The 20,590-nt window shown below is 66.1% G+C and carries 16 protein-coding genes and 2 pseudogenes; 10 read left to right on the forward strand and 8 right to left on the reverse strand.

Translation table 11 applies throughout. The annotated features are described in order from the left end of the window. From GCU53_RS15450 to GCU53_RS15460, 3 genes are all read left to right on the forward strand, one after another. On the forward strand, positions 1 to 1,623 hold the full coding sequence (locus GCU53_RS15450; protein ID WP_152388402.1) for an alpha-amylase family protein: 1,623 nt from the start codon (positions 1 to 3) through the stop codon (positions 1,621 to 1,623). A 105-nt stretch (positions 1,624 to 1,728) separates the two neighbouring features. Then, positions 1,729 to 2,340: an exopolysaccharide biosynthesis protein gene (locus GCU53_RS15455; RefSeq protein WP_152388403.1), complete on the forward strand. Its 612-nt coding sequence runs from the start codon at positions 1,729 to 1,731 to the stop codon at positions 2,338 to 2,340. A gap of 73 nt (positions 2,341 to 2,413) precedes the next feature. Then, a complete protein-coding gene (locus GCU53_RS15460) occupies positions 2,414 to 3,241 on the forward strand; it encodes an HTD2 family dehydratase (protein WP_152388404.1) in 828 nt (275 codons plus the stop codon). A gap of 27 nt (positions 3,242 to 3,268) precedes the next feature. On the opposite strand, the gene GCU53_RS15465 is transcribed toward GCU53_RS15460, so the two are convergent. Further along, complete coding sequence (locus tag GCU53_RS15465; protein WP_152388405.1) at positions 3,269 to 5,503, reverse strand: alginate lyase family protein; 2,235 nt, start codon at positions 5,501 to 5,503, stop codon at positions 3,269 to 3,271. 423 nt (positions 5,504 to 5,926) lie between these two features. On the opposite strand from GCU53_RS15465, the gene GCU53_RS15470 reads away from it, so the two are divergent. The 3 genes and pseudogenes from GCU53_RS15470 to GCU53_RS15480 all read left to right on the forward strand — a co-directional run bounded on the left by GCU53_RS15470 (position 5,927) and on the right by GCU53_RS15480 (position 8,558). Continuing rightward, positions 5,927 to 6,835: a LysR family transcriptional regulator gene (locus GCU53_RS15470; protein ID WP_152388406.1), complete on the forward strand. Its 909-nt coding sequence runs from the start codon at positions 5,927 to 5,929 to the stop codon at positions 6,833 to 6,835. 406 nt (positions 6,836 to 7,241) lie between these two features. Continuing rightward, positions 7,242 to 7,511 (forward strand): annotated as a pseudogene (locus GCU53_RS15475) (YybH family protein); the annotation flags it as partial. Positions 7,512 to 7,577: 66 nt separating this feature from the next. Then, entirely contained in the window at positions 7,578 to 8,558 is a 981-nt protein-coding gene (locus tag GCU53_RS15480; RefSeq protein WP_152385832.1) for an IS5 family transposase, read from the forward strand. 391 nt (positions 8,559 to 8,949) lie between these two features. Here the strand turns inward: GCU53_RS15480 and tnpC are convergent, their stop codons facing one another. From tnpC to tnpA, 3 genes are all read right to left on the reverse strand, one after another. Then, positions 8,950 to 10,461 (reverse strand): IS66 family transposase, encoded by a 1,512-nt coding sequence (gene tnpC / locus GCU53_RS15495; RefSeq protein WP_152386468.1) that lies wholly within the window; start codon positions 10,459 to 10,461, stop codon positions 8,950 to 8,952. Positions 10,462 to 10,542: 81 nt separating this feature from the next. After that, a complete protein-coding gene (gene tnpB, locus GCU53_RS25535; protein WP_167520046.1) occupies positions 10,543 to 10,878 on the reverse strand; it encodes an IS66 family insertion sequence element accessory protein TnpB in 336 nt (111 codons plus the stop codon). Next, positions 10,875 to 11,204 carry an IS66-like element accessory protein TnpA gene (gene tnpA / locus GCU53_RS15505; protein WP_152388408.1) on the reverse strand — a complete coding sequence of 110 codons (330 nt, stop codon included), beginning with the start codon at positions 11,202 to 11,204 and terminating at the stop codon, positions 10,875 to 10,877. Before tnpA ends, tnpB begins: the two co-directional genes overlap by 4 nt. Before the next feature lie 81 nt (positions 11,205 to 11,285). Here tnpA and GCU53_RS15510 point away from each other — a divergent pair, with 81 nt between their 5' ends. Beyond that, positions 11,286 to 11,711, forward strand: a complete 426-nt coding sequence (locus GCU53_RS15510) for a P-loop nucleotide/nucleoside kinase family protein (protein ID WP_208845275.1) — start codon at positions 11,286 to 11,288, stop codon at positions 11,709 to 11,711. Positions 11,712 to 12,044: 333 nt separating this feature from the next. Here GCU53_RS15510 and GCU53_RS15515 read toward each other — a convergent pair whose 3' ends face one another. Further along, positions 12,045 to 13,415 carry a transposase gene (locus GCU53_RS15515; protein WP_152388410.1) on the reverse strand — a complete coding sequence of 457 codons (1,371 nt, stop codon included), beginning with the start codon at positions 13,413 to 13,415 and terminating at the stop codon, positions 12,045 to 12,047. Between the two features lie 317 nt (positions 13,416 to 13,732). Here GCU53_RS15515 and GCU53_RS15520 point away from each other — a divergent pair. After that, a pseudogene (locus tag GCU53_RS15520) lies at positions 13,733 to 14,112 on the forward strand (VOC family protein). 112 nt (positions 14,113 to 14,224) lie between these two features. Then, positions 14,225 to 15,082 carry an EamA family transporter gene (locus tag GCU53_RS15525; protein ID WP_152388411.1) on the forward strand — a complete coding sequence of 286 codons (858 nt, stop codon included), beginning with the start codon at positions 14,225 to 14,227 and terminating at the stop codon, positions 15,080 to 15,082. Between the two features lie 19 nt (positions 15,083 to 15,101). Here GCU53_RS15525 and GCU53_RS15530 read toward each other — a convergent pair whose 3' ends face one another. Together GCU53_RS15530 and GCU53_RS15535 are read right to left on the reverse strand one after the other, a co-directional pair. Then, a complete protein-coding gene (locus GCU53_RS15530) occupies positions 15,102 to 17,081 on the reverse strand; it encodes a S8 family serine peptidase (protein WP_152388412.1) in 1,980 nt (659 codons plus the stop codon). 1 nt (position 17,082) lies between these two features. Further along, entirely contained in the window at positions 17,083 to 17,388 is a 306-nt protein-coding gene (locus tag GCU53_RS15535) for a hypothetical protein (protein WP_244306793.1), read from the reverse strand. Positions 17,389 to 18,161: 773 nt separating this feature from the next. Between GCU53_RS15535 and GCU53_RS15540 the strand changes: the two genes are divergently transcribed. After that, a complete protein-coding gene (locus tag GCU53_RS15540) occupies positions 18,162 to 19,286 on the forward strand; it encodes a S1C family serine protease (protein ID WP_152388413.1) in 1,125 nt (374 codons plus the stop codon). An 82-nt stretch (positions 19,287 to 19,368) separates the two neighbouring features. On the opposite strand, the gene GCU53_RS15545 is transcribed toward GCU53_RS15540, so the two are convergent. Next, positions 19,369 to 20,415, reverse strand: a complete 1,047-nt coding sequence (locus tag GCU53_RS15545) for an alpha/beta fold hydrolase (RefSeq protein WP_152388414.1) — start codon at positions 20,413 to 20,415, stop codon at positions 19,369 to 19,371. Positions 20,416 to 20,590: the final 175 nt, after the last annotated feature.

Below are 20,590 nucleotides of genomic sequence, written 5' to 3' on the forward strand. Positions count from 1 at the left end.
ATGCGACCACTCTGGTATCGCAACGCGGTGATCTACCAGATCGATCCTTCGCTGTTCCGCGACAGCGACGGCGATGGCTGCGGCGATCTGCGCGGCGTCACCGAGCGCCTGGACTACGTGCGCGGGATGGGCGCCACGGCGATCTGGCTGATGCCGATCTACGCCTCGCCGTTCCGCGACGCCGGCTACGACGTCAGCGACCACATGGCCGTCAACCCGCGCTTCGGCGACCTGGCCGACGTGGTCGCCCTGCTGGAGAAGGCCGAGGAGCTGGGCCTGCACGTCATCCTCGAGCTGGTCGTGCAGCACACCTCGGACCAGCATCCCTGGTTCCAGCAGGCGCGCCGGGACCGCAACTCGCGCTACCGCGACTACTACATATGGTCCGACACGCCGCTGGAGACGGACGTCGAGCCGATCTTTCCCACCGTCGAGGAGGAGGTCTGGCGCTGGGACGAGGAGGCCGGCCAGTACTACCGCCACCTGTTCTATCGCCACGAGCCGGACCTCAACCTGGCTAACCCGCAGGTGATCGAGGAAATCGAGCGGATCATGTCCTTCTGGCTGCGCCTGGGGGTCTCGGGCTTTCGCGTCGACGCCGCCTCGCACCTGATCGAGCAGGCCGGCCGCGGCAAGGTGCAGGACGGCATCTGGCTGCTCGACCACCTGCGCGACTTCGCCACCCTGCGCCGCCCGGAGGCGATCCTGATGGGCGAGGTGGACATCGAGCCGGAGGGCTATGTCCACTACTTCGGCGCAGGCGACCGGCTCACCCTGCTGCTGGATTTCTGGGTGAACAACCATTTGTACCTGTCCCTGGCCCGCGGCGAGGCCGAGCCCCTGCACCGCGCCGTCGCCAGCCAGCCGGTGCCGCCCGCGCGGGCGCAGTACGCGGTGTGGCTGCGCAATCACGACGAGCTCGACCTGGAGCGCCTGAGCGACGCCGAGCGCGAGGAGGTCATGCGCGCCTTCGCCCCGGACCCTGACATGCGCGCCTATGGGCGCGGCATCCGCCGCCGGCTGGCGCCGATGCTGGGCGGCGACCAGCAGCGCCTGGCGCTGGCCAACGCCATCCTGTTTTCCCTGCCGGGCACGCCGATCCTGCGCTATGGCGAGGAGATCGGCATGGGCGACGACCTCTCGCTGCCCGAGCGCCTGGCGGTGCGCACGCCGATGCAGTGGTCCGACGAGCCCAACGGCGGTTTCTCCTGCGCACGTCCCGAAGCGCTGGTCGCCCCGCCGATCGCCGAAGGCCCGTTCGCCTACGGCACGGTCAACGTCTACACCCAGAGCCTCGTCAGCGACTCGCTGCTGGCGCATACCAGCAACATGATACGCACGCGCATCGGTCTCACCGAGATCGGCTCCGGCACTTACCGCCCGGTCAGGGTCGACTGCCCGAGCGTGTTCGCCATCCGCTACGACGGCGACTCGACCCTGCTGATGCTGGCCAATCTCTCGGCGGAGGAGGTCGAGGTGCAGGTGCAGGAGGAAGACCTGCAGGACTTCGCCGACATCCTCGCCGACAGCCTGTACGAGCAGTCGCAGGGCCATCCGCTGTATCTGCGCCTGCGCGGCTACGGCTACCGCTGGCTGCGGCGCAGGCAGCAGCTCTTTGGATGAGCCCGCGCCGGGGGCGAGCGGCTCGGCCGCCGTCCCGCGATCCGCGCCGCGCGCCCGGGTTTCCCGGCCAGCCGAACAACCGACCAGTGCAAAGTCGAGGTGCCCATGCCGGCAGCTGAGCAGAAGAAGGAGCCCCAGAGCCTCGAGGCGGTGATCGATGGGGTCATCGATCTGGGCAGGCAGAGGGAAGGGGAGAAGGTGTCCATCGGCGACATCCAGGGCCGGATCGGCCAGCGCAGCTTCGGGCCCTTCCTGTTCATCGCCGCCGTGTGCGAGATCAGCCCGCTGGGCGGCGTGCCGGGCCTGCCCACCCTGCTCGCGGTGATCGTGGCGCTGTGCTCGATCCAGATGCTGCTGGGGCAGGAGCGCTTCTGGATACCGGGCCTGCTGCGCAACCGCGCGGTCAGCGGGCAGAAGCTGCAGTCCGGGCTGAAGCGGATCAAGCCCGCGATGCGCTGGCTGGACAAGGTCATCCGCCCGCGCCTGGGCTGGGCGACCGAGAAGTCCTTCGTGCGGATCCTCGCCGTGCTCTGCCTGACGCTGGCGGCCTCGGTCCCGCCACTGGAGCTGCTACCCTTCGCCAGTAGCATTCCCTTCGCCGCCATCGGCCTGTTCGGCCTGGGACTCACCGCCAGGGACGGCTATGTCGTTCTCGCCGGGCTCGTGGTTTCCCTCGCGGGCTTGTTCCTGGCCTTCAGGAGCCTGCTGGGGGGATGAGCCGACCCTGCCACAGCACCCGGCCCTCGCCCCGGCGGGGCCCTACAGCACGACACCAACCAGGAGAAGCGCGATGAGCACGATCGACCTTTCCGCCTGGATCGGCCACAGCCAGACCGTCCACGACCAGCTGACCCTCAACCTGATCGGGCGCCTCGCCGCGACGCTCGGCGAGGCATCGCCGGCCCATGGCCACCCATTGCCGCCGCTGTGGCACTGGGCGTTCTTCCAGGAACCCGTGCCCGGGGCCGGTCTCGGCCCGGACGGGCATCCGGCGCGCGGCGGCTTCCTGCCGCCGGCGGACGATCGCAACCGCATGTGGGGCGGCGGGCGTCTGGAGTTCTTCGAGCCGCTGCGGGTCGGCGGCGAGGCCAGCTGCATGTCGACCATCGCCACGATTGAGGAAAAGGCCGGCAGGAGCGGCGCCCTGCTGTTCGTCACGCTGCGTCACGAGTACCACCAGGACGGCCGCCTGGCGCTGCGCGAGGAGCAGGACATCGTCTACCGCGAGCCAAGCCCGCCGAGGACCCGCTCCGACGAGCCGGTGCCGCCGGGCGGCTGGCGCGAGCGCGTCGAGCCGACCAGCACGCTGCTGTTCCGCTATTCGGCGGCGACCTTCAACGGCCATCGCATCCACTACGACTGGCCCTACGCCACCGAAGTCGAGGGCTATCCCGGCCTGGTGGTGCACGGTCCGCTGATCGCCACCCTGGTGCTCGGCGCCTTCTGTCGCGCCAATCCCGGCGTGCGCCTGCAGCGCTTCGCCTACCGCGGCCTGCGCCCGCTCTTCGCGCCTGTGCCCTTCGAGGTCGGCGGCTTCATCGATGCGCCGGGCCACGCCGGGCTGTGGGCCGGCAATGCCGATGGCCTCGCCCAGCAGGGCGATGTCTGGTTCGACTGACAGACCGCACCGCGGCGGCGCCCGCCGCTACGGCTGCGGCCGCACGGCCAGCGCCTGCGGCCCTTCCTCGGCGGCCGGACCGTCGAAGCGGCCGACATGGCCGCTCCATTCGAGCGGCTGGCCGTCGAGCTCGGCTCGATGCGCCTTGGCCGCATCCGTGTCGTCGGCGATGGCCAGGGTCACCGTCCGGCCGTCGAGCAGCTCGAGCGCGACGAGATCGGCATCCGCGGCGCGGATATGGCGCAGCGCGGCGATCCGGCTGCTGCTGTCGGTGACCGTCTCGGCAGCCGGGTCGTAGCGTCCGTGCGGCTCGAGCACGGCGACGAAGGTGGCGTCGGTGGCGTTCTCCAGGCGCTCGATCAGCACCGGCTCGCGGCGCAGGTTGAAGTGCGGGTCGTTGGCGCCGCTCTCGGCCAGGATGACCTGCGTCCCGGCGGCGGGCAGCAGGCGGTAGGTATAGAAGCGCTCGCCGTTGAGCCAGGTCAGGGTCGCGTTGCCGGTCTGCGGCGTGCCGGTCGCATCCACCCACAGGTGCTGGTAGCCGTTGGCGCTGCCCAGTACCGGCCGCTCGGCCGGGTTCGACTGCAGCGGAAAGCCCACCTCGGTGATGTGTCCCGCGTAGTGCAGGGGCCGGTCGTAGCGCGCCGGCTGGCTGCCCTGGACGCGCAGCAGGTCGACCACCACGGGGCTGGCCAGACCGTCGATCTCCACCTGCGCCAGGCTGCGGCGGAAGCGCACCCCGGGATAGGCGCCCTCGACCTCCGCGGTGCTGACCCGCGTCGGCCCGTCCGCCGAGAAGAACAGCTGGCGGGGCGCGGTTTTCTCGCCGACCTTCCACTGGCCGTCGAAGTGGCTGGTCTCGTTGACCACCAGGGTGTTGTGGGCGACGGTCTGCCGGGCCCAGCTCTGGTTCTCCTTGAGGTAGCGGCCGCCGTCCTTGGACTCGACGTTGAGAAAGCGCGCCGCGCCGTAGTCGGTGACCACCGCGGCGCCGTCGTCGTAGAGCATCCAGCCCAGCTTGTCGAAATGCCCGTGGCCCATGCCCTGGGCGCTGTTCTTGACGACCAGCGTCTGGTCCCGCTCGCCCGGCCCGGCGCGCAGCACCGCAACGCCCCCGCGATCGCCCGCCGGACCGTCGCGAAACAGCCGGGAGGCGAAGGGGAAGGGCTGCGCCTTGCCTTCGGCCAGGTCGCGGGCGACCAGCAGCCCCTCGGGAGTGAGGGTGGTGCGTCCCTGCCACTGGGCGACGGACAGGAAGGCCGGGTCGCGGGTCGCGGCGTAGCCGATGGCGATGGCCTGGTAGAGCTCGTCGGTCTTCAGGCTCTTGTCCAGCAGGGCGTCGTTGAGCGGGAAGAAATGGCCGCCCTGGGTGAGCTGGACGGTGCTGCGGATCGCCTCGAGCAGCACGCCGTCGCGGTACGCGAAGATCTTGCGCGCGGGCTCGTTGGCTTCGATCGCCTGGGCGAAGACCACGAAGGGCAGCAGGGCGTAGCGCTGGTAGTAGGGGCCTTCGGTGTAGTAGCCGTCGGACGAGAAGAGTTGCTCGACCTGGCGCAGGAAGCCGGTGCGGCCGCTCTTGTCGAGACCGTTCAACGCCCTGGCCACCAGCTCGTTGTCGCGCAGCACGTAGCCGGTCATGCCGACCGCGGCGCAGGCCCAGGTCGCGTGGTTGTGGATCAGCTCGAAGACCTGCGGCTGGCCTTCGGAGAGAAGGGCCGCCATCGGGCGGAAGACCTGCTCGTCGATGGTCCGCCGGTCCTCGTCCGAGAGGGTGTCGCGGATCGCGTCGTAGCCCTGCACCGCATAGACCAGCCAGACGCTGTCGTTGAGGCTCTGCCAGAACAGCCGTCCCGGCGAGTCGCCGCTGGCGGCCGGGTGCGGCCCCAGGGTCGGATAGAGTTTCGCGTACTCCAGCAGCAGGCGCCGCGCGTAGTCGGCATAGGCGGCGTCGCCGGTGACCCGGTACAGCAGGCCGGCGCCGTGGATCGCCATGTAGTTGCGCTTGTGCTGCTCGTGGGTGGAACCGCCGCCGGGGTCGCGCGGCACCGGCACGTCGATTCCGGCGCGTCTGGCCGCCTCGACCAGCGCCGTCATGCGCTGCCGCTCGCCGGCGAACAGCGGGTAGTCGGCCTGGATCGGACCCGGGCTGGCGGGTCTGAACAATACCGGCCCGGTGCTTGCGGGGTCCGCGGCCGCGGCGTCGGCCTGTCCTGCAAGCAGCATGGCGGCGACCAGGCCCAGCGTAGTCTGCAGTCTTTGCATCGGCGGTCTTCCTTCTCGTCTGGTTATCCAGCCGGTTGCGGCGCGTCTGTCCGACGGCCGGGCTGGGGCATGGCTGGCAGGGCGAGCATCGCCCCCTGGAGGGCTTCGACGTGCGTGCTGCCATAATGTTCGAACCTGTCGCATCGCGGGGCCGCCCGCCTGCCGTGTCCGGTCGGCTGGACATTGCCTCCCTTCATATGGGACGTTCGTACCTTTCGGGCCGGGACCGGCGGATCGCTCCGCCATCCGGCGTGCCTTCGTGGCGTGCCCTCATACACCGGCCCGGCAGCCTCATTTCCTCGACCGTCTACCCGCCGACTCTCGATTTCGCCGCCGGCCATCCGCCGGAGTACGCGGGGATGAGATTCCGCGCGGAGTTCGGCGTATGTTCGGTTTCACAGCCTTCGGGAGCTTGCAGCAGTCATGACCAATCCCCTCCATTTCGATCTGCAGTCCCTGCGGGTCTTCCTGCTGGCCGCCGAGCTGGGCAGCCTGACCCGGGCGGCGGAGCGCGCCCACCTCACCCTGTCGGCGGTGAGCAAGCGCATCTGCGATCTGGAAAGGACCATCGACTGCCCGCTGTTCGTCCGTCAGCCGCGCGGGCTGGAGCTGACCCCGGCCGGCCAGGAGCTGCTGGAGCACACCCGCACCATCCTCGACAACGTCAACCGCATGGCCGCCGACATCGGCGAGTTCGCCACCGGCGTGCGCGGCCACCTGCGCCTGTGGGCCAACACCTCGGCGGTGCTGCAGTTCCTGCCGCACGACCTAGCGGCCTTCCTCGGCGAGCGGCCGCAGGTGCGCATCAACCTGGAGGAACGGCTGAGCGAGGAGATCATCGCGGCGCTGGACAGCGGGCGGATCGATCTGGGGGTGTTCGCCGACAACGTGCCGGCGCCGACCCTGGAGCTGCGGCCCTACCGGCAGAACCGGCTGGTCCTGCTGGTGCCGGTCGGGCATCCGCTGGCCAAGTTCGGCCGGATCGCCTTCGTCGACACCCTGGCCTACGACTACATCAGCCTCGCCCACGGCACCTCGCTGCTGCGCCTGCTGATCGACTCGGCGGTGACCGCGCAGCGCATCCTGCGCCTGCGCATGCAGGTCGGCAGCTTCGACGCCATCGGCCGGATGGTCGAGGCGGGGCTCGGGATCGGCGTGGTGCCCGAGGGCGCGGTGCACGACGAACGCCTGAAGGCCGGCCTGCGCGCCATCCCGCTGACCGACGACTGGGCCAGCCGCACCCTGTGGGTCGGGGTGAAGTCGGAGCAGGCCCTGCTGCCCGAGGCGCGCGAGCTGTGGCAGTTCCTGCTGCGCGAAGGGGCTGAGGGTTAGGGCGCTGCTTGGGGGGCGAAAGACTTCGTCGCGATGATCGAGAGTGCCCGAGAGCGCAACGGGGCTTCGGGGTCAGCTTGGCGAAGGATTGTGACGGCGGGAAGTAGAGTTTCGAAAATAGCGTTTCATCCGGGGATGACCGGGAGGATGGGGGCATCGACGAGGCTACGCATCCTCAGCCGGCTCGTTGTGAGAGGCAACAAGCGGCCAGGAGCAGTCATTGAACATCTTCTTTTCGCTGGCTAAAGCATCTGTTAGCGTATCCGTATGAGCGCACTTAGTTTCTTCATTTTTATTATTACCACCGTCCAGTTGATGGTGGGTTAGCGTTCATCTCTGCTTTTACCCGCCTCGAAAGGCGGGCCTCCAAAACCGACCTTCCGAGGCTCCACAGAAGGAGACTGGAATGAGCAAGGCACCCCACGCTGTCAAGCAACTTATCGAAGCTGCTGATCGAGCAATTACGGCAGAAGATTTCGATGCATTAATGGATTTCTATGCTGACGATGCCACTTTGGTCATCAAGCCTGGTTTACAGGCTAAAGGGAAAGAACAGATCAGGCGTGCTTTTATTGCTATCGCAGACCACTTCAACCACAGCTTGATAGTGACTCAGGGTGAAGTGGAAATCATAGAAGGTGCGGATGTGGCTTTGGTCATCATGGAAACGCACCTAAGGAAATCCTGAAAAAGACTTCCCGATTCTGGTGAAATACACCCGCTCCCTTGTCCGAGTTTCCCGATGAAGCAACTGTCCTTCGCCGATGCCGAGTATGCCGGCAAGCGCAAGCAGACCCGCCGCGAGCGCTTCCTGCTCGAGATGGACCAGGTGGTGCCGTGGCAGGGGCTGATCGCCCTGATCGAGCCCTACTATCCCAAGGGCGAAGGCGGTCGGCCCGCCTACCCGCTGGCAGCCATGCTGCGCGTGCACCTGATGCAGAACTGGTTCGGCTACAGCGATCCGGCGATGGAGGAAGCGCTGTACGAAACCACTCTCCTGCGCCAGTTCGCCGGCCTGAGCCTGGAGCGCATCCCGGACGAAACGACCCTCCTCAACTTCCGTCGCCTGCTGGAGAAGCACGAACTGGCCGGGGGAATACTGGAGGTGATCAACGGCTATCTGGGCGAGCGCGGACTGTCGCTGCGCCAGGGCACCATTGTCGACGCCACCCTGATCCATGCGCCGAGCTCGACGAAGAACAAGGACGGCAAGCGCGACCCGGAAATGCACTCGACGAAGAAGGGCAACCAGTACTACTTCGGCGCAAAAGCTCACATTGGTGCCGACGCTGAGTCGGGTCTGGTGCACAGCGTGGTGGTCACGGCAGCCAACGTGGCAGATGTCACCCAAGTCGACCAACTGCTGCATGGCGAGGAAAACGTAGTGAGTGCCGATGCGGGCTATACCGGCGTAGAGAAGCGCCCCGAGCATGAAGGTCGGCAGGTCATCTGGCAGGTCGCGGCCCGGCGCAGTACCTACAAGAAGCATGGCAAGCGTAGCGCCTTATACAAAGCGATCCACAAGATCGAGAAGGCCAAGGCCCAGGTACGAGCCAAGGTCGAACATCCGTTCCGCGTGATCAAGCGCCAGTTTGGCTACACCAAGGTGCGCTTCCGGGGATTGGCCAAAAACACGTCACAGTTGGTGACGCTGTTCGCCTTGTCGAATCTGTGGATGGCGCGCCGATATTTACTGGCGAATGCAGGAGAGGTGCGCCTGTAATGCGGGAAACGGTTGCTGCGACGTGCTCGCGGCAGCTAAAAAACGCAGAAACGAGCGGGTGATCTGATCGTTTTTGATCGATTCTCCGCTTTCAAAGTCGGCGGGGGGCTGAAGTCAGCCAGAAATACATGACTACTTCAGACCATCCCTAAAGGCGATAGACAAAGACGGCTCAGCTATCAAAACCTCGCGCCGAGCCACTTATGTGTTCCGCAGGTATCCTGATGACAAATGGCTCTGTGTCGTCGATAACTCTTATGGAACGGATCTGCTGGGGGGCGAGGCTAATGTCTAGTCCAGGGGCGGTGCTGCACTTGCTGTGCGGCAAGATTGCGTCAGGCAAATCCACTCTAGCTGCGAAACTGGCTAGCCATCCGTAAGCGGCTGGGGATTACACCTTGCTGGCAGGCATCCAGTTGTGCGGCAGCAGCTCGGTGAGCCCACTGGCCTTCTGCGTTGGCAGCCGGGTCAGCACATCTTTCAGATAGGCATACGGATCATGGCCGTTCAACCGCGCTGACTGGATCAGTGTCATCAGCGCAGCCGCACGTTTGCCGCTGCGCAGCGAGCCGGCGAACAGCCAGTTCGCACGGCCGATGGCCCACGGGCGGATCTGGTTTTCACACCCGTTGTTGTCGATGGCGAGCATGCCGTCATCGAGATAGCGCACCAGGGCCGCCCAGCGCTTGAGGCTGTAGTCGAGTGCCTTGGCGATGGCCGTGCCTTCATGCACCAACCGGCGCTGGGCGAGCATCCAGCCGTGCAGGGCATCGGCGATGGGCTTGGCTTTTTCCTGGCGTATTCGCTGTCGCTCATCGGGCAGCAAGTCGTGTACCTCGCGCTCGACGTCATACAGCTGACCGATGTGGCGCAGGGCCTGTTCAGCCAGTTGGCTCTGGTTCGCGACATGCAGGTCGTAGAACTTGCGTCGGGCATGGGCCATGCAGCCGATCTCGGTCACGCCCTGCTCGAAGCAGGCCTTGTAACCGGCGAAGTCGTCGCAGACCAGCTTGCCTTTCCAGTCGCCCAGGAAGGTGCGGACATGCTCGCCGGCACGGCTGGGGCTGAAGTCGTAGACGGCTGCGCGCAGCTCGGCGAACGGGCTGGGAACGTAGGCCCAGACGTAGGCGCGCTGGGTCTTCTTCATGCCCGGCGCGAGCATCTGCACCGGGGTCTCGTCGGCATGGACGACGTTCTGCTCCAGGACTGTGTCCCGCAGCGCATCGACCAGCGGTTGCAGCTGTACGCCGCAGCGGCCGACCCACTGCGCCAGGGTCGAGCGCGGGATGGCCAGGCCGGCCCGGGCGAAGATCCTTTCCTGCCGGTACAGGGGCAGATGATCGGCAAACTTGGCCACCATGACCTGGGCCAGCAGCCCGGCGGTCGGGATGCCCTTGTCGATCACCTGGGCCGGAACCGGCGCCTGGATCAGGGTTTCGCACCGCTCGCAGACCCACTTGCCGCGGATATGCCGCTCCACCGTGAAGACGCCCGGGGTGTAGTCGAGCTTTTCGCTGACATCCTCGCCGATGCGCTTGAGCTGGCAGCCGCAGGAGCACTGCGTGTTGTCCGGCTCGTGATGGATCAGCGTGCGGGGGAACTGCGGCGGCAAGGCCGTGCGCCTGGGCTGCCGGCGTGGCCCGGCAGCGGCGGGAGCTGGAGCCAGTTCCTCGAGCTCGGCTTCGATGGCCGCGATATCGGTATCGAGCAGATCGTCCAGCAGGCTGAGCTGGGCAGCACCGAGCTGCTCGCTGCGCCGGGCAAACCGATGCCGCTTGAGGACGGCAATTTCGTGAGCCAGCTGCTCGCCGCGGGTTTTGTAGTAATGGACTTGCTGCGTCAACTGCGCCGCCAGTTCGCGCAGTTGCTCGGGAGTCAGATGGTCGAAGCAAGCAGAAGTCATGGCGCCGAGTGTGCCTGCCTTGATCGCTCCCGGCGATAGGCCGTTCGGTCAATTGCGCGGCATGGGGCACCTGACGGTCAACTATAAAAGGCGGATTTCGGCCCCCGATCCGACCCGCTGCCAGGGCAGCCCGACCACCAGGGCCTGAAGCTGCTCGGCGCTCAGTTCAAACTGGGCACCCTGCCAGCTGCCCGGCCAGACGAAGCGGCCCCGGTTCAGCCGGCGCGAGGCCAGCCAGACACCGAAACCATCGTGAACCAGCACTTTCATGCGGTTGGCCCGCTTGTTGGCGAACAGGTAGGCGTTGTGCGGCTTCGCCGCACCGAAGACCGCCACCACCCTGGCCAGCGCCGTTTCCGTTCCGGCCCGCATATCCAGCGGCGCGGTGGCGAGCCAGATGGCATCGATGCGGATCATTGCAGGAGCTCGCGGACGAACCGGGCACAGCCTTCGGCATCGCCCGCCGGCCAGTGCACGGTCAAGCTTGTACGGCGATGGGGAATCTCGATGCGGATCTCCGCCTGGTCGAAAGTCGCCGACTGAACCAGCGGCTCCAGCGTCACCGGAAGAAAGGCGGGCAGTGTCCCGGTCGACGGGGAGCATGCGGCCAATCTTCTCCAGCGATGAACCACATTGGTATTGATGCCGTGGCTCAGGGCCACGCTGGCAACCGAGTTGCCGGGCAGGCTGCACTCCTGCACGACCTGCGCCTTGAAGGCCTTGGAATAAGAACGTCGCTGCATGATTCCCCGCTTGAAAGCCTTGAAATGGTGTCCACGATAAATAGGTGGACACCATCTCTTAGCCTGGCGGGTTCAAGCCAGATGACTTGGCCGGACGGTTACAGCCATCCTTCGACGTTATTGATAGCAGAAGATATCTGGCTAGGACAGCTCTATCCTGACGAGATTAAGACCGTTACGGATTATGTTCTTCGATCAAAAAGACTGAAGCAAATCTTAGGAAGCCACATTATTGATGTGCTCCGCGCAGAGATTAGTGTTGTACTGGACTTTCCAGCCAACACGGTTTCAGATCGGCAGTGGTTACGTGCGCTGGCTGATCAGGCTAGGGTAAACCATGTTCTCCATTTTCTTGATGTAGATGATGCTACCTGTCTTGCCCGCTTACGCTCTCGTAACTCCACTGGCAATCATGCTTTTCAAACAAGTGACGCGGATTTCGCCCTGATCACAAGTTACTTCATGCCACCTGGGCAAGAAGAAGGATTCCACATCGTGTTGGGTTAGTCATATTAATCCGGCAATACGAAAGCACAAATAAGGCTCATACTAGTATCGGCATATATCCTTGATTTTCAAGGAGAAACCAAAATACAGAAATGCCCTATTGTATTGCCGGATTAATAGTTTGCTTGCTGAGAGGATAGTCTTGGCAAGCAAACGAACGTCTGCTTCGGGTCGATTCTGTTGAAAAAGTAGGTTCAGCGGCAGCCAGCCGTTCAGGTGTGCCTGCTGTCGAAGTGGCTGCAAGTCACTTCAAGTTGCCTTTCGGTATTTCACTGAGCGTCCTTGCTCTGGTTTGAGGGTTAATCCGAGGGTTTCTGCTCGCAGCAGACGTACCTATCCCCTAAGCGGTGGCCCTTGAGGCAAAAGCTTGGCCATGCGGCGCAAGTTCTGCACCATCGCCGCCAAGGTGAATTCGTCAGTGGCACCTGTCAGTCCACGCAGTCGTAAGCGATCGAGTTTCATGATCCGTTTGAGGTGGGCGAAAAGCATCTCCACCTTCTTTCGCTCGCAGCGAGAGACGAGGTATTCCGGTGTTTTGGCGATGCGTCGGGCCACGTCGCGGGCAGCCTCATGGATGCTGCGGACGATCTTCCGATTCGGCGTGTTGGGGCAGCACTTCGCTTTTAACGGACAGGTAGCGCAATCGGTTTGGCTGGAGCGGTAGATGATGGTGTTGGCCTTGGTCACCCGCGATCTTTTCCGGGTGAAGGCGCGCCATTCACTGCGTAGCGGTTTGCCGGCTGGGCAGCGGTATTCATTGGCCTCCTGATTCCAGTAGAAGTCGTTACTGGAGAGGCTGTCGTCCTTGCGCTCGGTCTTGTCCCACACTGGCACGTGCGGCTCGATGTCCTTCTCTTCGACCATCCAGGCCAGCATCGGGGCAGTGCCATAAGCGGTATCGCCAATGAGGCGTTCTGGCGTGAGGTCGAACTGCGCTTCGACGCGCTCCACCATCGTTTGGGTCGAATCGACTTCGGCGGTGCGATGCGCTGGGGTAGCTTCCACATCCAGGATCACGCCGTGCTGAGTGTCGATCAGGTAGTTGGTGGAATAGGCAAAGTACGCCGGGCCACCTGGCGCTGCGGTCCAGCGAGCCAGCGGATCGGTGAGCGAAATCTTCTTGGGGAGGGCTTCGGCCAGCGCTTCTTCATCGAGAGCCTCAAGGTACTCGCGCACGGCGCGGCTGCTGAGCGCTGGATCGCGCCAATCGACCTCATCTCCCGCTACCCCACGTTGCCGGCTGGCATCCGCCTTGATGATGCTGGCGTCGACAGCGAAACCTTCACCCTTGACCAGGCCGGCCGCCATGCAGCGCCGCAGCACCTCATTGAACAACCAGCGGAACAGATCACTGTCACGGAAACGGCCGTGGCGATTCTTCGAGAAGGTTGAGTGATTGGGTACTGTGTCTTCCAGACCCAGCCGGCAGAACCAGCGATAGGCCAGGTTTAGATGTACCTCTTCGCACAATCGCCGCTCGGAACGGATGCCATAGCAGTAGCCGACGACCAGCATGCGAACCATCAATTCCGGGTCAATCGAGGGACGCCCGATGGGGCTATAGAAATCCGCCAGGTAGGCGCGCAGGTCACTGAGATCCAGGCACTGGTCGATGCTGCGCAGGAGGTGTTGGGCCGGGACGTGATCTTCCAGATTAAACGAGTAGAACAGGCGCTGCTGTCCTCCCGGTAACTGTCCCATCATGCTGTTCGCCCCCATGCTCGCTGACAGAGCAATTCTGCCGACGGCATGGGGAAGCAGCTACTTTTTCAACAGAATCGGTCGACAGCCGTCGGTGCCGAGGGGCAAAAGTCAACCCGAAACGGCCAGTTGTTGTAGTAGGCAAAAACCGGCCAGGAGTGGACGTTCCGTGTATTGGGGCCTATTGAGGGCAACCAGCAGGCCCGGATCGGCGGATCGGGCAGGGACATGGCAGACTCCGGGCGGGACGGCCCCATGCTTGCCAATTCCGCCGCACCCGGCAAGGCCGACGGCCGGGTGCCACGCCCGAGGAGACCCCGATGATCGACCATCTCGACCACCTGGTACTGACTGCCACCGACCCGCAGGCCACCACGCACTTCTATACCCAGGTGCTCGGCATGCGCCTGGAGACCTTCGGCAACGGCCGCGTGGCCTTCGCTTCGGCAACCAGAAGATCAACCTGCACGTGCGCGGTCGCGAGTTCGAGCCCAAGGCGCACCTGCCGGTGCCCGGCGCGCTGGATCTGTGCTTCATCGCCAGCCAGCCGCTGGAGGCGGTGATCGCCCACCTGCAGCGGATGAATTGGCCGGTCGTCGAGGGGCCGGTGATGCGCACCGGCGCGACCGGGCCGATCCGCTCGATCTATGTGCGCGACCCGGACCTCAACCTGATCGAGATTTCCGAACCGGCCGCCTGAGCCGCGTGCGGCGGGGAGGGCAGGCGGAGGTACGCCTCCGCGAAGGTGTGGGGATGACCCGGAGCGGCAGGCGCTAGACTGCGGAAAACCTCGGACTCCACACGGAGACGCCATGACCGCCCGCACCCTGCTGCTCACCACCCTCGCCATGCTGGCCTTCGCCGGCAATTCCCTGCTCTGCCGCCTGGCCCTCAGGGACACGGGCATCGACGCCGCCAGCTTCACCGGCATGCGCATCCTCGCCGGCGCGCTGACCCTCTGGCTGCTGCTGCGCACGCGGCAGCAGGGCAGGGCGGGCGGCAGCTGGTCCGGCGCCGTCGCGCTGTTCGTCTACGCCGCCGGCTTCTCCTTCGCCTACCTGCAGCTGGATGCCGGCGTCGGCGCGCTGCTGCTGTTCGGCGCGGTGCAGCTCGGCATGCTGCTCTACGGCCTCTCGCACGGCGAGCGCCTCGGCCCCTGGGCGAGCTTCGGCCTGCTGCTCGCCCTCGCCGGGCTGGTGGCGCTGCTGCTGCCGGGGGCCGACGCGCCGGAACCGGGCAGCGCCGCGCTGATGCTGCTCGCCGGCCTGGCCTGGGCGGTCTACTCGCTGCTCGGCCGCGGCAGTGCCGACCCGCTGGCGGCCACCGCCGGCAACTTCATCCGCGCGATTCCCCTGGCCCTGCTGCTCGGCCTGCTTCTCGTCGCGCAGAGCCGGCCGGATCCGCTGGGCCTCGTCTATGCGCTGCTCTCCGGCGCGCTGACCTCGGGGCTCGGCTACGCCGTCTGGTACAGCGCCCTGCGCGGCCTCGGCGCCCTGCAGGCGGCGACCGTCCAGCTCAGCGTGCCGATCCTCACCGCCCTGGCCGGCGCCCTGCTGCTCGGCGAGGCCCTGAGCCTGCGCCTGAGCCTCGCCGCCCTGGCCGTGCTCGGCGGCATCGCCCTGGTGCTGAGCGCCGAGCGCCCCGCCCCGCTGGCGTCGCGCCAGGCCTGAGGGGCGCCTACCCGGCAGATCAGACGAACAGCAGCCCCTCGAAGCCGCTCAGGGTGTCGGTGCCGCCGCCGGACAGGCTCTGCACGGTGATGACGCCCTCGGCCTCGCTGACGCTGTAGTCCTCGGCGCGGCCGTGGAAGACCGCCGTGTCGTTGCCCTCGCCGCCGATCAGGGTGTCGTCGCCGCGCATGCCGTAGATGAGGTTGTCGGCCGCGTTGCCCTCGATGCGGTCGTTGCCGTCGCCGCCGATGGCGTTCTCGATGAGGGTGTCGGTGGAGATGGTCAGGAAGGGGGTGCCGCCCAGGGTGGAGGTCTGTCCGGCCACCAGGCTGAGCGACAGGTCCTGGAGCACCGCGGCGGCATCGATCCAGTCGCTGCCGCCATCGGCGTCGACCAGCGTCAGGCGCTCGCTCTGGCCGGGCAGGGCCCGCACGGCGAGGGCTTCCTCCGTGTAGTGGTAGACATCGGCGTTGTCGGGCGCCGAGCCGTAGCCGCTGAAGCCGACCGAGTGCAGCGTGCCGCTGTCGCCCGGTAGCGCATCGCGGATCTGCAGGGTCCAGGTGCCCTTGCTGCTCTCGCCGCGCAGCCCGTCCACGCCGAAGGTGTAGGTGAACATGCCGTCGGCGTCGCTGGCCTCGCCCGTGCTGCCGTCGTAGAGCGACAGCCGCGTGCCGCTCGGCGAGATCAGGGCGATGCGCAGGTCGGTCAGGTCGGAGTGGTTGAGCGAGACCGTCAGGGCGACGTGCTCCAGGTCGATGTCGTCGTTCAGGGTGAAGCCGTAGTCCAGGGTGGCGTTGTCGGCGATGGTCGCGTTCGCTGCGATGCGGCTGTCGATGCGGGCTTCGTTGGCCGAGGTGGCGGCGGGCTGGAGCGCGCTCCAGACCTCGGCCATGCGCACGGCGCTGAGGGCGTTGACCATGCCGTAGCCGTAGTCCTCGCTGAAATGCAGGCCGCCGCCGTTCCAGTCGTCGGCGCCGTTCCATTTCCAGGCGAAGTTCTCGTTGCTGCGGGTCCCGTTGTGGAGGCTGCCGGTGCCGGTCGCCGAGTAGGCGAGGATGTTCTGCACGTCGCGCCAGCCGAGGCCGGGGTTGGCCTCGAGCATCAGGGCGATGACCCCGGCCACCAGCGGGCCGGCCGCCGAGGTGCCGCCGAAGGTGTTGGTGTAGTCGCCGGCGAGCAGGCCGTTGTAGCCGTCCGCGCCCAGCAGGTCGGTGGTCACCGAGCCGGCCGGCGCCGACACCAGCACATGGGCGCCATAGCTGGAATAGCTGGCGACGTTGCCCGTGGCGTTGTTGCCGATCGCGGCGACGCTGACGGTGAAGCGCGAGGCGCTCACTTCCTCGCCGTTGCCGTCGACGTTGAAGTTGCCGGCCGACCTGACGTTGAGGGTGCCCAGGCCGCCGCGCCCGTCCCGGGCCGCCACCTCGAGCCGGGTGACATCCCCCCAGCTGCCGAAGTCCGGGTAGCTGCTGTAGCTGTGGTTGGTCACGTCGAACCGGCCGAGGCTCTCCAGGGTCTGCAGGTAGCGCGACCAGTTGGCGTTCAGGTCGTCTTCCCCGCCGAAGACGCGCACCGAGGTGATCCTGGAGCCGTAGGCGACGCCGACGCCGCCCTCGCCGTTGTTCTCGGCGGCGATCAGCCCGGCGACCGCGGTGCCGTGGCCCCGGTTGGCGTCCAGCGGCTGGCCGTCGTTGAGGGTGCCGCCGATGGTCAGGTGCCGGCTGGCGTCGTAGTTGGCGTCGAGGTCCCAGTGGCCGCTCTGCACCCCCTCGTCCCAGATGCCCACCGCGACGCCCGCGCCGGTGTACTCGTTCCATACGCGCTCGATGCCCGCCGTGTTGGTGGCGCCGGGCCTGGCGGCGAACCCCGCGGCGCCGATGAAGCCCAGGTGCCACTGGCTGCCGTAGAGTCCGTCGACCGGGGCGTTCTGGACGCGTACGGCCGGCTCCGGGAAAACTTCCGCAAACAGGGGGAAGTTCGTTCTGGAAGATGGCTTCATGTCATGGCTCCTCGACTTTCAGCACTTGCTCCACCTGCAGGGTGCGTTTTCCCTGCATGCAAGGTGAAACCCTGACGAATACGCCGTTCAGCGTCAGACGGGTGGAGGGGGGATAATCACTGCGGCCGATGCCGGTCAGCGGCAGCACTTCACCGTCGCGGGTGCGCAAGAGCGGGCAGACGATGCCGCCTTCGACCAACTGGCCTTCGACTTGCACGTATTTGGCCGGTGCGGAAGTGTCCGCCATGGCGGTCAGTGCATTGCCCATGCATAACAGCAGAAACTTTCGAAAGAGCTTTCTTTTCATAAGCCGAATGTTACTTCTGTGGCTGCCATTCAATCGGAAAAGCCCTTCATAGAGCCATTCTCCTGTATCCGTTGCCTGCCCCGTGCCTGCGGTTCGGCATGTTTTAATGGCAATTGGAAATCAAACTGTTCCTGTATTGATTTTATCCGCCGAGAACTTTTGTGGCGCAATGCGACGAGGCATGGATATTCGCTTAGAACTACCTGCGGAGTATTTATTGTGCGACAGATATATGTTCTTTCGACGACGCTGGAAACTGTCCGGGATAAATGAATAGTTACAGATTAAAAGAATCCTGTTTGTATGGTTGGTTATCAGGCTGCTTTCCGACCAGTGGCGAGCATGGGTGGAATCGAGGCGATGGGTGAGCGTCTGGAACAATGACGCAGAACTTGAAAGTTCGCCGGAAGGCAAGCGCAACTTGTCGGGCGACTGTGAATGCGTGCTGGAAAAAGCATTGTTTTCCAGCCGCGGTTCGCCTTTTCACCCGCCGGCGGAAGAGGAAATGAGCCGGCGCACGCTGCGGCCTGAACGATGGCCTGGAGCGGCCGTCGGGGACTGCCTGGCGCGCCCGCCGGGCCGGGTGACAGGACGCCGGCCGCTATACCGGCCATGGGCCGGCCCCCGTATCATCGGCCCGGCCCGAGCCGTCGCAGACTGCCGGGCAAGCGCCGGCGCAAGGGCGCCGGGACAGGAATCCGGCCATGTCGCGGTCCTGTACCGAGCCGCACGCCCGGAAAGCCCGAGTCAATCCGCAATCAAGGAGTTCTTTCATGCGCGATCCCTTTCTCGTCCGTTTGCTGGGCGTCACGCTGGCGGTCGGTGCGCTGACCGTGCTCTGGCGTGGTCTGCCGGACTTTTCCGGCTGGTCCGGCGGCAACCCGGACTCCACGCCACGAGTGGTCGAGGCGCGGGGCGACCTGGCGGCGGACGAGCAGAGCACCATCGAGCTGTTCGAGAAGTCCCGCAACTCGGTGGTGTTCATCACCACCCGGGCGCAGGTGATGGACTTCTGGACCCGCGATGTCTTCTCGGTGCCGCGCGGCACCGGCTCGGGGTTCATCTGGGACGATGCCGGGCATGTGGTGACCAACTTTCACGTGGTGGAGGGCGCCAGCGAGGCCATGGTCAAGCTGGCCGACGGGCGCACCTTCAAGGCCTCCCTGGTGGGCACCTCCCGCGAGCACGACATCGCCGTGCTGAGGATCGGCGTGGACTTCAAGCAGCCGCCGCCGGTGCCCCTGGGCTCCAGTCAGGATCTCAGGGTGGGGCAGAAGGTCTTCGCCATCGGCAATCCCTTCGGCCTGGACTGGACGCTGACCACCGGGATCGTCTCGGCCCTGGACCGCACCCTGGCCGGCGAGGGCGGCCCGGCGATCGACCACCTGATCCAGACCGACGCGGCGATCAATCCGGGCAACTCCGGCGGGCCGCTGCTGGACTCGGCCGGCCGGCTGATCGGCATCAACACCGCGATCTACAGCCCGAGCGGGGCCTCCGCCGGGATCGGCTTCGCGGTGCCGGTGGACACCGTCAACCGGGTCGTGCCCGAGCTCATCAAGTCCGGCAAGTACGTGCAGCCGACCCTCGGCATCCAGGTGGACACCGGCCTGAACCAGCGCCTCACCGAGCTGAGCGGCATCGAGGGCGTCTTCGTCCTCGGCGTGCGGCCGGACTCCGCCGCCGAGGCGGCCGGGCTGGAGGGCGTGGGCTTCACCCGCGACGGCGGCATCGTGCCCGGCGACGTCATCACCGCCGTCAACGGCAAGGCCGTGGAGTCGGTCGAGCAGCTGCTGGCGATCCTCGACGACTACCGGGCCGGGGAGGTGGTGCGGCTGTCCGTGCGGCGCGGCGACGCGCGGCGCGAGGTCGAGGTACCGCTGCAACCGGGATCGTGATCGTGCCCCGGTTCCCGCGCCGGCCCCGCTCCCTGCGGCAGCCGAAGGCCCGAGGCCGCCCGGCGCGCGCAGGCGGCCTGGCTCATGTCCGGCCCTGCCGGGGCTTCGCCGGCTCCGACGCCGGGGCCTGAACCTGCCCGGCATCGAGCGGCTCGCCCGACACCCGATCCGCCTGGCGAGCGGCAACCGCCCCGGCGGTCATGCCCTCGACGATCTCGACGATCCGCTCGGGGACGGCGTAATGCACCATGTGGCCGGCTCCGGGGATCAGATGCAGATCGCTGCCGGGGAGTTGCGCGTGGAACCACTTGGCGTGTCGCTCATGCCTGACGATCAGATCCTTGGTGCCCGCCATGATCACGATCGGCAAGCGGAGCTCATGATAGCGGCCGCGCATTCTCATCACGGCGGGAATCATGGTGACGGCATCCTGGGCCGCGGCGCGGATCTGCCCCGGCCTGACCGGGAAGCGGTAGGGGAATTCCTGCTTGAAATGCTCCGGGACCGGCAGCGGGGCGAACATGGCCTTGAAGTTCAGCGGCAGCAACGCGCTGCCCATGAGCGGCGACAGGGTGTAACGGAGAAGGCCGCCGAGGATGGGAATCGCCGGTGGAGAGGCGAGCAGCACGTCGGGCCGGGCGGTCGGCGTGTAATAGCCGCCCAGCAGCACGAGACCGGCCACGTGTTCGGGGTGATCCAGGGCCATCCTCAGCGCGACCAGCGTTCCCCAGGAGTGGCCGACCACGATCGGGCGCGCGATACCCAGTTGCACGAGCGCCTGATCGAGCAGGTCGGCCTGTTTCGCCGCGGTCCACAGGCTGCCGAGCGGACGGTCGCTGTAACCGTAGCCGGGGCGGTCGAAGGCGATGACCCGATGATGTTTGGCGAGCCGGTCGAACACCCCGCTCAGCACATAGTCCTCGGCGGTCACCACGTTGCCGTGCAACAGCACCACGGGCGGTCCTTCCCCGCGTTCCAGGTAATGCAGGCGCACCTTGCCCACCTGGGTAAAGGAGCCGCCCGGCGGATGCTCGCGTTCCGCCTGGCGTGTCCGGTAGACGTTGTAGATGGCCAGGGCCACCAGGACGACCACCACTATCAGCAGGACGAGCGTGAAATCCTCATTCATTCGAATCTCTCCTTGATGTCGATGTGCGACAGGTCAGAACGCGCCAGTTGCGCCAGGCGCCCGGGCCCCTCGAGGACTAGATTTCATCCGGCCCCCTTGGTTCAGGCCGGGTTACCGGCGGCGCCGCCCGGGAGAGCGTGCTGGCGAGCAGCGCGGGGGCGGCCAGGCGAGCGTG

The sequence above is a fragment of the Azotobacter salinestris genome (genome assembly GCF_009363155.1).
Classification (GTDB): Bacteria; Pseudomonadota; Gammaproteobacteria; order Pseudomonadales; family Pseudomonadaceae; genus Azotobacter; species Azotobacter salinestris.